This window comes from Marinomonas algae (assembly GCF_047525555.1).
Taxonomy (GTDB): domain Bacteria; phylum Pseudomonadota; class Gammaproteobacteria; order Pseudomonadales; family Marinomonadaceae; genus Marinomonas.
Window position 1 is genome coordinate 694,855 of record NZ_JBLIXK010000001.1, and the last position, 12,463, is coordinate 707,317.

Here is a 12,463-nt window from a genome sequence, read left to right on the forward strand (position 1 = left end):
TTATGGCGCCTTTAACGGTGGTAATTCGGATAAAGGCCAGCGAGCACGAATAGACAAATTCAACTCCGAAGACTGTCCATTCAATAGTCGTTGAGCTCCAGCATAAGCAATCATAGCGCCATTATCAGTACAAAATTCAGGTCGTGCGTAGAACACATTCCCCTTCATTTTTTTCAGCTGACTTTCAAGTTGTTCACGCAAACGCTGATTGGCGCTCACGCCGCCAGCAATAATCAGCTGTTTTAATCCTTCTGTTTCTAGCGCGCGGCGACACTTAATCACCAAAGTTTCAACCACGGCTGTTTCAAACGCTAAAGCGGCATCCGCTTTAAACTGCTCATCGCAACGCTCTTCATCTAGCGCAGTATGAACAGCCGTCAAAAAGGCCGTTTTCAAGCCACTAAAGCTAAAATCCAAACCTGGGCGATCCGTCATTGGGCGAGGAAATTTCAAACCAGAATCAGGGCTCCCTTGCTTTGCCAGCGCCGCAATTTGCGGGCCACCAGGATAAGGCAAACCAATCATCTTAGCGGCTTTATCAAAAGCTTCACCTGCTGCATCATCTAATGATTGACCCAACAATTTATATTCGCCAATACCATCAACACGAACCAATTGCGTGTGTCCACCAGAAACAAGTAAGGCGATAAAAGGCATTGCTGGTTGAGTTTCTTCAAGCATTGGTGCCAATAAGTGGCCTTCCATGTGATGAACGCCTAAAGCGGGAATTCCCAGAGAATACGCCAATGAACGACCAATCGTGGCACCCGCCATCAAAGCACCCACTAAGCCTGGACCACTGGTATAAGCAACAGCATCAAGCTCAGATTTTTTCAAACCAGCTTCATCTAGCACTTCATCAATCAATGGTAGGGTTTTACGCACATGATCTCGGGATGCCAATTCGGGCACCACACCGCCATATTCGGCGTGTTGAGCAATTTGAGAATATATTTTATGAGCCAATAAACCCTTTTCGGTATCGTAAATCGCGATTCCAGTCTCATCACAAGAGGTTTCTAATCCCAACACTTTCATTGAAGCAATCTCATCAGTCATTTGATGCGCATTGTACCTTATCTGTTGCCTTGGTTGCAGAGCCGAACGTCACTTAAAAATGAGTAATCGTGAATGAAGTTAGACAATGCAAGCAAGAAGCTTTATAATGCGCGCGTTTTCAATGTTTAAATTAAAAGGCAGGTGATTTTTCTCGTTTGGCACATAACTTCTGATGTAAGTAATATGGCGACCCAAACACCACTCTTGAAAAAATACATACAGTTACAGACGCGACCACAGTCTGTCCAGAGTAAGAAAAATCGATCTATTTAGATCTCACTCTGTTCAACAAAAGCGCGCTTTGAAAACCCATTAAACACGGGTATGATTCACGCCGTTTTTGTGAATACTTAAACTTTAAAAAACATATTGAAAGGTAAAAACATGCCAGCAGTAAAAGTAAAAGATAACGAACCATTTGACATCGCTCTACGTCGCTTCAAACGCTCTTGTGAAAAAGCAGGCGTTTTGGCTGAAGTTCGTCGTCGTGAATGCTACGAAAAACCAACTACTCTTCGCAAACGTGCTGCAGCTGCTGCTGTTAAGCGTCACGCTAAGAAAGTTTCTCGTGAGCAGAAAAAATTCCAACGTTTGTACTAGGCCAATCTGCCGTTTGGCAATTTGCTAAAAAACAAATGTTTGCCTAGACGCATCTTGTATTTAGGCTTATAAAAACGGCTAGTTAATTAACTAGCCGTTTTTTTTGTTTATATACTCGCCTACTAGAAAATAAAGAGGACCCCATGTCAGAATTAAAAAAGCACATTTCAGATACACTAAAAACAGCAATGCGCGCGAAAGAAAAGCAACGCGTAACCGTCATTCGCACAATTTTAGCTGAATGCAAAAAAATTGAAGTCGATGAACGTATTGAGTTAGACGATGCTCGAGTATTGGCTGTTCTAGATAAAATGAACAAGCAACGTAAAGACTCTAATCAACAGTTTCTTGATGGCGGTCGTGACGACCTTGCTCAAGTTGAGCAAGAAGAAATGGCAATCATCAGCGAATTTTTACCAACACCATTGACTGATGAAGAAGTTGGTGAGATTGTCAAAGCCGCAATAGCAGAAACAGGCGCTAGCTCAATGCAGCAAATGGGAGCGGTAATGGCCATTGTTAAGCCTCAAGTACAAGGTCGTGCCGATATGGCGCAAATCAGCAAACAAGTAAAAGCACAACTAGGCTAATTCGATGGCGGGACGCATTCCTGATCAGTTTATTGACGAGCTTTTAGCTCGAACAGACCTAACCGACGTGGTTGCGTCTCGTATTAGCTTAAAAAAAACAGGGCAAAATTACAGCGCTCTCTGCCCCTTTCATAACGAAAAAAGCCCTTCTTTTAGCCTTAATCCAAATAAGCAATTTTACTACTGCTTTGGTTGTGGCGCTGGCGGCAACGCTATTTCCTTCGTTATGGAACACGATCATTTAGACTTCGTGGACGCGATTGAAGTTCTCGCTAAAGACGCCGGTATGGAAGTACCAAGAGAACAAGGCGCACCAGATCGTTACGAACAAAACGCAGAACTTCTGAAACGCTTATCTGAAAGCTCGCAATTTTATCAAGAGCAATTGATAAAACACCCAGATAAGAAGAAAGCCACTGATTACCTTTCAAAAGATCGAGGCTTATCGGGTCAAATAGCCAAGGTATTTGGTTTAGGCTACGCGCCGCCAGGTTGGGACAATCTTCTAAAACGCATAGGAACGAGAGCCGAAAGCCAAGAGCAATTACTCTTGGGCGGAATGCTGATCGAAAAGAAAGATCAACCAGGCCATTATTATGACCGTTTCCGTGATCGTATTATTTTTCCTATTCGAGATTCTCGTGGCCGAGTTATTGCGTTTGGTGGACGAGCTTTTGGGGATGAAAAACCCAAATACCTAAACTCACCTGAAACACCTGTTTTTCAAAAAAGCCAAGAGCTTTACGGATTATTCGAAGCCAAACAAAACACACCTATCTTAGACCAAATTATTGTCGTCGAAGGCTACATGGACGTTATTGTGTTGGCTCAACATGGCATCACAAATGCTGTTGCCACGCTTGGAACCTCGGTCAACAGCCAACATATTCGCAAACTCTTTAAGTTAGTCAGTAAAGTCGTTCTTTGTTTCGATGGCGATAAAGCAGGCCGTTCAGCGGCTATTCGCGGACTAGAAGCCGCCCTTCCCGTCATGCAAGATGAAAAACAAATTCGCTTTTTGTTTTTGCCGGAAGGCGAAGACCCTGATTCATTAGTAAGACAGGAAGGCAAAGACGCCTTTAATAGCAGATTAGAAGATGCCTCTTCTCTTTCTCATGTTTTGTTTGAACATGCTAGAAACCAAGTCACCCTAGGCGACGAAGAAGGCGAAGCTCAGTTTACGCGCAACGCCATGAGCATGATTCAACAAATACCGAAAGAATTGACCTTCCGTTCGGTGCTTATTAGGCAATTAAGTGAACAATCTGGCATTGACAGCGACACACTCGGTAATACGTCTATTCCCAAACAAAGGCACGAACCAAGCAATCAAAACACGAGCCAATACATAGAATCGCATGAACAAATTCCACACATTGGTTATGACGAAGACCATTACGCTCCTGCATACGATGAATATGAAAGTCATTCAAACCATGACTATGGCAATACACCCAATCAGTATGAAAGTCATAAGAAAAACCCCTTCAAAAAGGGCGGCAAATTTAAAGAGAAAGAGGTTCACTTCCCTCCTGCACCTTCTAGCTTAAGCCGCATAAGACAAGCCTCTATTTGTTTGCTACTTCATCCACACATAGCAAAAGAGGTCGAAATCCCTGACCCTCTGATAAACAAGGCAAATGAAGAACTGCAAATCCTCTGTAAGATTTGGCGTTACTTTCACAAAAAACCTGACAATAACGTCGGTCACTTAATAGGTGAAATAACGGATAATATTTTTATTGCTGAGGTTTATGCGTTACTAAATCATCCAGACGCCGCAATAAAAACGAAGATCCCAAATCCAGAAAAAGAAGTGATTGACACAATTTTGTTTTATGAAAATAAACTTGGCGAAGAGTACTTGAAAAACAAGGGCCCCGCATCCATAGATACAAAGGAAAGTAAGCAAGATATACTCAAACGCATTGAACAGATAAGACAAAAAAAGTCATAATCCCTGCCTAAATTACAGTCAAAAAAAGCAGGATTTTCTGGAAAAAAGTAATCGTTTTTAGTATAATCCGCGGCTTGCTAAACATCTAAATGAATTTCTAACGATAGGTTGTCGAATGCCAGACACTCAACAGTCACGCCTCAAAGAGTTGATCGCCAAGGGTAAAGAACAAGGTTACCTAACTTTTGCTGAAGTTAATGACCACCTCCCTGATGACCTTTCTGACCCGGAGCAAGTTGAAGAAATTATTGCCATGATCAATGACATGGGCATCACAGTTTCTGAAATTGCACCGGATAAAGATAGCCTTCTAATGGAAGAAGGCGATGCCACGGACGAAGCAGCCGCAGAAGAAGCCGCTGCAGCCTTAGCCGCTGTAGAAGGCGACATCACCAGAACAACCGATCCAGTTCGCATGTACATGCGCGAAATGGGAACAGTTGAACTATTAACTCGTGCTGGTGAAATTGCCATTGCAAAACGTATCGAAGAAGGTACGCGTGAAGTAATGGCTGCTGTTTCCTACTTCCCAGGCGCAGTTGACGTTTTACTTGATACGTACGCAAAAGTTCAAGAAGAAGAAGGTCGTCTAAGCGACATCTTTAGTGGATTTATCGATGGCGACGGAGAAGAACCTGTCTTTGAAGAGTTAATGACAGAAGAAGTCCCTGTTGAAGAAGACGCTGTCGATACTGACGAAGATGACGATTCAGATGACGAGGAAGAAGAGACTGATAACGGTCCTGATCCTGAAGAAACAGCTTTACGTTTCAATGAAATCTCGCGTATCTACGATGAACTAAAAGTTTTACTAGAAACCAAAGATCGCCAAGATCCTGAAGTAAAAAGTAAGCAAGAAGAACTAAGCATTAGCTTTGCTCCAATCAAATTAGTTCCAAAAATATTTGACGACTTAATTGATCGCGTTCGTTCTCGTATGACTAAAATACGTGACCAAGAACGTTTAATCATGCAAGTTTGTGTGCGCAAGTCAGGCATGCCTAGAACTGAGTTTTTGAAGCGTTTCCCAAGCAACGAAACGAATCCTGATTGGCTAAAAGAACAAATTTCTTCTGGTGCAGACTATGCTGCCGCTCTGGAAGAAAACGAAGCAGAATTTATGCGTAGCCAGCGTAAACTTCGCGCTGTCACCAAAGAAACTGGTTTGACCATTGCTGAACTGAAAGAGATTAACCGTCGTATTTCGATCGGTGAAACTCGCGCACGTCGTGCGAAAAAAGAGATGGTAGAAGCGAACTTACGTTTGGTTATCTCGATTGCTAAAAAATACACAAACCGTGGTCTACAGTTCTTGGATCTTATTCAAGAAGGTAACATTGGCTTGATGAAAGCGGTCGATAAGTTTGAATATCGTCGCGGCTATAAGTTCTCGACTTATGCTACTTGGTGGATTCGTCAGGCGATTACTCGCTCTATCGCCGATCAAGCTCGTACTATCCGTATTCCGGTACATATGATTGAGACAATCAACAAGCTAAACCGTATTTCTCGTCAGATGCTACAAGAAATGGGTCGCGAGGCAACACCAGAAGAGCTAGCTGCTCGAATGGATATGCCAGAAGATAAAATCCGTAAAGTATTGAAAATCGCGAAAGAGCCGATTTCTATGGAAACGCCGATTGGCGATGATGAAGATTCACATCTTGGTGACTTCATCGAAGACGATGGTGCGGAATCTCCTATCGATATCGCCACTATTGAAGGTTTGCGTGAATCAACAACTATGGTTCTTTCTGGTCTAACAGCCCGTGAAGCCAAAGTATTGCGCATGCGTTTTGGTATCGATATGAATACTGACCACACTCTTGAAGAAGTGGGTAAGCAGTTTGATGTAACACGTGAGCGTATTCGTCAAATTGAGGCAAAAGCGTTACGTAAATTACGTCACCCAAGCCGCTCAGAACACCTACGAAGCTTCCTTGATGAGTAAGATCTAAGCACTTCAAAAAAACCGCTGCTATAACCAGCGGTTTTTTTATGCCTAAAAAAACTAATTAAAACAAGTATAAGCAACAAAACTGTCATACACTCTAATTAGAGTATGGATAAAGACAGTGAGGCTAAGCTTGCTAAAAAACCATAATTTCAAAAAACACACTTCTCACCTGCACCCTTTTATATGGGGAGCAAAGCTCACACTAAAGAATCTATCTTTTACTCTTTATTCTCTCTCACGATTAACTTCAACCAGTACCATTTGTTTCATTCGCTTATTTATTTTCAAACATCTTGCACTCACTTCAGGAGTAATGCTCTATGGAAAAAATATACGTTCTTGATACCAATGTATTGTTACATGACCCTTTAGCAATTTACGCTTTTGCGGAACACAAGGTCGTCATTCCTATGACAGTTTTAGAAGAGTTAGACGTCATCAAAGATAGGAGAGACAAAGACGTTAGCCGTGAAGCTCGTGTTGCCATTAATACCATAGACAAAATAGTGGGCGATGCCTCCCCAAAAGCACTTCAAGCAGGTGTTCCTATTCGAGTATTAGACAGCCAAGACACAAACCAAGGAAAAGGTAGTGAGGGCACCTTAGCTATTTTCCCTGACCAACAAATCACACTCACTGACAACATCCCCTTCTTGAATGGCAACCATGACCACGCCAATGATAATCGCATCATAAATGTGGGATTAAGCCTGCAAGCGACGCATCCTAGATCTTCCGTGTGCTTAGTCACAAAAGACATCAATATGCGAATCAAAGCCAAAGGGTCTGGATTAGAGCGCGTAGAAGATTATCGAAAAGATCGTGTATTGGATGACTTAGACTTAATGAGTAAAGGCTACATTCATTTTGATGACAGTTTTTGGTCAACAATCAACAGTGTGAAAACAGAGGCTCATGGACGCCATACAGTGCATGTGATTAGCAAAACCTCTCTACCTAATATTTATCTGAACATGTTTGTTATAGACGATGAAGATTTCATCGGTTTTGTGGTGAATATTGACCAAGAGTTTGTCTACCTTCTCGACATTAATAGACAGCATCTTATGAACCAAAACTTCTGGGGAATTCATCCACGCAACCTAGAGCAAGCAATGGCGTTTTATCTTCTTCGTCATGACAATTCAGACTTAATGGTAATGACAGGACCTGCTGGCTCAGGAAAAACCTTGCTAGCACTTGCCTATGGACTGCAAGTGACGATGGAAGAAAAGCGCTTCAACAAAATCATTGTGGCCCGCTCTACACCTCCAATGGCAGAAGATATTGGCTTTCTACCTGGCACAGAAGAAGAGAAAATGGCGCCGTGGTTAGCGGCTTTTGATGACAACTTAGAAATACTTCACGGTGCAGACGAGCATTCTTTTAGCAGCATCGATTACGTCAAACAAAAAGCAAACATCCAATTCAAATCCCTAAACTTCATGCGCGGCCGCTCTTTTAACAACGCTTTAATCATTGTCGATGAAGCTCAAGGCCTGACTCAATTCCAATTAAAATCCATTGTTACCCGAATCGGCAGTAACTCAAAAATCATTGTTTTAGGTAACTTGGCACAGATAGACAACAAATACATTACGCCACTTACTTCAGGCCTCACTTATCTCGTGGAGAAATCTAAATCCTTCAAATACGCGAGCATCATGCATGTAAATGGCATAGAACGTAGCCGATTAGCGGAGTTTGCAGAAGAAAACCTCTAGTGCTTTTCGGGCAATAAAAAAGGGAAAGGCGATCGCCTTTCCCTTTTTTGAGCAGCACTAAAATCTTATTGAGAAACAGATTTTGCCAATGCTGTAATTTCATCCCATTTACCAGCACGCACTAGGTCTGTTGGAACAATCCAAGAACCGCCAACACAAAGCACATTTGGTAGAGCTAGGTATTCACGGAAGTTGTTCTCGCCAATGCCGCCTGTTGGGCAGAATTTAATTTGTGACAACGGACCACCAAATGCTTTCAGCGCTTTAACGCCGCCATTCACTTCAGCTGGGAAGAATTTGAAGTGGTCATAACCATGCTCCATACCCAACAAAATGTCAGAAATCGTTGCAACAGCAGGCAAGTAAGGTACATCGTACTCTTTACCTACTTTCAAAAGATCTGCAGTCATTCCTGGGCTAATGATGAACTGAGAGCCAGCTTCAATCGCTTCTATATATTGAGCACGAGAACAAACCGTACCAGCGCCAACAATCGCTTCAGGCACCTCTTTACGAAGTGCTGTGATTGCTTCTAATGCTACAGGAGTACGTAGTGTCACTTCTAAAACAGGAACACCACCAGCAACAAGCGCTTTACCCAAAGCAACAGCTTGTTCAACATCGTCAACAACAATTACAGGAACTACAGAAGTTGCAGTCATTACCTGTGCTGCAGTATAAGAAGTACTCATTATATTTTCCTTTTTTATAATTAATAATCGTGCCAGTTACGACCATCTTTAATTGGTAACGCCATTGATGCCGCAGGTCCCCAAGAACCAGATGCGTATTCTTTCGGGCGTTCACTTGTTTGGCTCCAAGCAGACATTATACCATCCACCCATTTCCAAGCCGCTTCTACTTCATCATACCGCATAAACAAGGTTGCATCATTACGCATAACATCTAATAACAGACGTTCATACGCTTCAGGGCTACGTTTATCATTAAATGCTTCCGTTAAACTCAAATTCAAGTCTACTGGTTGCAAATTCATACCTTCGCTTGCGCCAGGCACTTTATTCATTACCGTTAAGGAAATTTTCTCTTCTGGCTGAAGACGGATAACCAACTGGTTACGCTGTAGCTGACGATTACTTTCATCACTAAAAATACTGTGAGGAACCGCTTTATATTGGATAACAATTTCAGAATAACGCTGGCCTAAGCGTTTCCCCGTTCTTAGATAAAACGGAACACCAGCCCAGCGCCAGTTATCAATATCAGCTCGTAAAGCTACAAAAGTTTCGGTTCTTGAATCTGGGTTACTGCCCTCTTCATCAAAATAACCTTTTACATCTTTCGCTTTAATCATGCCTTTTGCATATTGGCCACGAACTGTTTTCGTGTACGCATTTGCACCTGTGATTGGTCGTAGTGCCTTTAGCACTTTGATTTTTTCATCACGTACAGAGTCAGCATCCATTCGACCTGGAGGCTCCATAGCCACAAGACACAACAACTGAATCAAGTGGTTTTGCACCATGTCTCGCATAGCGCCAGCTTTGTCATAATAACCCCAACGACCTTCAACACCGACCGTTTCAGAGACTGTAATTTGCACATTATCAATGTGTGCGCTGTCCCACAAAGGTTCAAACAAAGTATTACCAAAGCGAATAGCCAATAGGTTTTGTACTGTTTCTTTGCCCAAGTAATGGTCAATACGAAAAGCCTGCTGCTCGTTGAAGTTCTTCATAACTTCGTCGTTAATTGCACGAGAGGAAACCAAGTCGCGACCGAGAGGCTTCTCCAATACAACTCGCATACGCTCTTCATTTAAGCCATGACTAGCTAAGGAAGAACAAATAGAACCAAACAGATCTGGAGAAGTCGCCAAATAAAATACGACATCGCGATCATCACCACCGACTTGGTGATCATTAAGACGAGAGAAGTCAGACTCTTGCTGCGCATCAACAGAAACATAGCTTAAACGCTCTTTGAAGCGAGGCCATGTTTTTTCGTCTCCAACACTCGATGGAACAAATTCATCCAATGCAGCACGAACTTTCTCTTGGTATTCAGCTGTGCTTACTTCTCGTCTCGACGCACCAATAATACGGGTCGTTGGAGCAAGCAAACCATCCATATCCAAATGGAACAAAGCAGGAAGCAACTTACGCATCGCAAGATCGCCACCACCACCAAAAATTACAACGTCACAGGCTTTTAAACTTGCCTTCATTTTTCATTCTCCAACTAGACTAGGCTTTCGAGACGAGATAGGAAGCGTAACAAGCACATCCCATCAGCCCTGGATATTCAGACATAACAACAAAAGTAGGAACAGGCGAAACAAACTCTTTCATACGCCCCTTATCTTGCATGGCTTTACGGAAGCCACTTTTTAGAATTTCATTTACATATCGAGGAACAATACCACCCGCGATATAAACACCACCTCGAGCTTCTACAGACAAAACAAAGTCACCAATAACTCGCCCTAAAAACACAAAAAACTGCTCAAGAGCGGCAACGGCAATAGGGTCATTTCCCTGAGCCAAGGCTTCGCCAATTTCTGGAGCGCTTAAACGTTTCGCCACTCCATCGCGCATAGCAAGCGCTTCATAAATATTTTCAAGCCCCATTCCAGAGAGCACTCGCTCAGCTGAAACACGCTCATGGCGGGATCGAAGAAAGGTAAGAATATAGTCTTCAATCTCATTACAAGAAGACAAATCTATATGTCCGCCTTCTCCTGGTAAAATAATACTTGGTCCGTTTTCTTGTGGCACCACACATGACACACCCAACCCTGTTCCAGGGCCAACAACCCAACAGGGCTCTTTTGCATCAACTGGTTTCGCTTCGCCAATTTCAACCACATCATCAGATGTGAGAACTTTTAAACAATGTCCAACTGCATCGAAATCATTTAACAAGGCTACCGCTTTATCTTTGCCAAAATAAGACTCAATCTCTGATCGAGTAAAATACCAAGGGTTGTTAGAGAAGCGAATTACTGGTTTATTTACAGGGCCGGCAATAGCTAAAACAACGGCGTCGATGTCTGCTAGCTCAACACTACAATGATTAATATACTCAGACGCTGCATCAAAAAAGTTATCGTAATCCTTACAAGGTAGCACTCTAACTTCTAGTGGTTCATATTCGTGAATGGGAACAATAGCAAAACGCGCATTGGTTCCACCTAAATCAGCAATTAACGCATGGGACATAAACGAACCCTAATTATTTTTTTTGAAATTTTACAACAAAATCAACCTGAAAAATACCATATACACGAAAGATGGCGCCTAAAAATGTAATAAAATTACAAAATCAGCGCAATTTATTTAGAAATTTAAACACTTTCGTTGGCACTAGTCTCTTACGATTGTTTTTATAGTCGTAAAGGCGTTCATCAGCCACTTTAAGCAAATGTTTATAGTTATTTGGTGCATCAGATAGAACACTTGCACCGCCATAACTAATCGTAATAGGAACCAGATTAGATTTATACCTTAAAGGGTTAGCTTGAAGGTATTCTTGAATAGATTCAGCCACCAACATCGCCTGTTCATAGCTTTTTCCCGGCATAACAAACACAAACTCATCACCAGCAAATCGGAAAGCCAAACCCTGTTTATGAACATACTTCAATAATCGCTTGGCAATGTATTCTAAAACTTCATCACCACAGTTGTGTCCTAATGTGTCATTAATGGATTTAAAAGCATCACAATCAATAAACACAACGGTCAAATCACGCTTCTGTTGCTTAGTACGAGTAAATTCGCGATCTAGCATCAATTCCAATTGACGACGATTTAACAGCCCAGTGAGAGGATCACGAGTCGCTAGATATTCAAGCTTCTCTCGCGCCGTTACGTTACTCAGACAAATAGAGATCTTAATGGCTAGCTGATCTAATAAAAATGTATCTTTTGTCGTGGCATCGTAACGGGAACTGTCTGAGTCGGCTTGGCAAAATAACCCTACCAACTCACCATCTATGGTCAAAGGAGAAATAGCCACAGAAGAAATAATGTCGCGATACACACTCGGGATGATGTCCCGACATTGGCTTAAATTCGTATTAACAAGGACAGTTTTATTACTCGACTTAATGATATCTATCATAGAGCGCCGTCTTGTAAACAATACCCGATCACGTAAATCTGGCATTTTTTCCAAACTCTCTATGAGATGAGACAAAGGGGCTTCATTGATTAGATTTACCCACACATAAGGCACATTAAATTGCTTTTGCACTTCACGGGTGAGGGTTGAAACAAACTGATCACAACGGCCAATAGAAAGAATACAGCGCTCTATCTCGAAGAATTTACGCGCAATCCCTTCGTTATGCCTTACATTCTCTATCAGTTCGTTGATGTCATGCATCTATATGCCCTACCGCAAAAAATAAAGCGGCTTACTTTTCCACATTAATAAAGTCAAAATGTTCGAAATCTAATTGATATATAATGCATTATAGTACGATGCTTGAACAATTTGAGCCATACCTGATAGCTATTTGATAGAAAGCTCTATAAAAAAATAACAATTTAATGTTTCTACCATTAAATAAGCAAAAAACCACCTCTTAATTAATCCGCTCACCCCATCA

At 42.0% G+C, this 12,463-nt stretch carries 10 protein-coding genes; 5 read left to right on the forward strand and 5 right to left on the reverse strand.

What is annotated here, in order from left to right:
* On the reverse strand, positions 1–1,038 hold the full coding sequence (gene tsaD / locus ACMUMQ_RS03295; RefSeq protein WP_414680784.1) for a tRNA (adenosine(37)-N6)-threonylcarbamoyltransferase complex transferase subunit TsaD: 1,038 nt from the start codon (positions 1,036–1,038) through the stop codon (positions 1–3).
* A gap of 405 nt (positions 1,039–1,443) precedes the next feature.
* Between tsaD and rpsU the strand changes: the two genes are divergently transcribed.
* The 5 genes from rpsU to ACMUMQ_RS03320 all read left to right on the forward strand — a co-directional run bounded on the left by rpsU (position 1,444) and on the right by ACMUMQ_RS03320 (position 7,887).
* Positions 1,444–1,659, forward strand: coding sequence for a 30S ribosomal protein S21 (gene rpsU, locus ACMUMQ_RS03300; protein ID WP_009835737.1), 216 nt, complete (start codon positions 1,444–1,446; stop codon positions 1,657–1,659).
* 143 nt (positions 1,660–1,802) lie between these two features.
* A complete protein-coding gene (locus ACMUMQ_RS03305; protein ID WP_414680596.1) occupies positions 1,803–2,249 on the forward strand; it encodes a GatB/YqeY domain-containing protein in 447 nt (148 codons plus the stop codon).
* 4 nt (positions 2,250–2,253) lie between these two features.
* The gene (gene dnaG / locus ACMUMQ_RS03310; protein ID WP_414680597.1) at positions 2,254–4,206 is read left to right on the forward strand and encodes a DNA primase; all 1,953 of its coding nucleotides are present in this window, start codon (positions 2,254–2,256) and stop codon (positions 4,204–4,206) included.
* A 115-nt stretch (positions 4,207–4,321) separates the two neighbouring features.
* On the forward strand, positions 4,322–6,157 hold the full coding sequence (gene rpoD, locus ACMUMQ_RS03315) for an RNA polymerase sigma factor RpoD (protein WP_414680598.1): 1,836 nt from the start codon (positions 4,322–4,324) through the stop codon (positions 6,155–6,157).
* Positions 6,158–6,483: 326 nt separating this feature from the next.
* Positions 6,484–7,887 carry a PhoH family protein gene (locus ACMUMQ_RS03320; protein ID WP_414680599.1) on the forward strand — a complete coding sequence of 468 codons (1,404 nt, stop codon included), beginning with the start codon at positions 6,484–6,486 and terminating at the stop codon, positions 7,885–7,887.
* Positions 7,888–7,952: 65 nt separating this feature from the next.
* Here the strand turns inward: ACMUMQ_RS03320 and ACMUMQ_RS03325 are convergent, their stop codons facing one another.
* The 4 genes from ACMUMQ_RS03325 to ACMUMQ_RS03340 all read right to left on the reverse strand — a co-directional run bounded on the left by ACMUMQ_RS03325 (position 7,953) and on the right by ACMUMQ_RS03340 (position 12,237).
* A complete protein-coding gene (locus tag ACMUMQ_RS03325; RefSeq protein WP_414680600.1) occupies positions 7,953–8,579 on the reverse strand; it encodes a bifunctional 4-hydroxy-2-oxoglutarate aldolase/2-dehydro-3-deoxy-phosphogluconate aldolase in 627 nt (208 codons plus the stop codon).
* Positions 8,580–8,599: 20 nt separating this feature from the next.
* Positions 8,600–10,075, reverse strand: coding sequence for a glucose-6-phosphate dehydrogenase (zwf, locus tag ACMUMQ_RS03330; protein WP_347982702.1), 1,476 nt, complete (start codon positions 10,073–10,075; stop codon positions 8,600–8,602).
* Positions 10,076–10,094: 19 nt separating this feature from the next.
* Positions 10,095–11,069: a glucokinase gene (gene glk, locus ACMUMQ_RS03335; protein WP_414680601.1), complete on the reverse strand. Its 975-nt coding sequence runs from the start codon at positions 11,067–11,069 to the stop codon at positions 10,095–10,097.
* Positions 11,070–11,172: 103 nt separating this feature from the next.
* Positions 11,173–12,237, reverse strand: a complete 1,065-nt coding sequence (locus tag ACMUMQ_RS03340) for a diguanylate cyclase (protein ID WP_317002829.1) — start codon at positions 12,235–12,237, stop codon at positions 11,173–11,175.
* Positions 12,238–12,463: the final 226 nt, after the last annotated feature.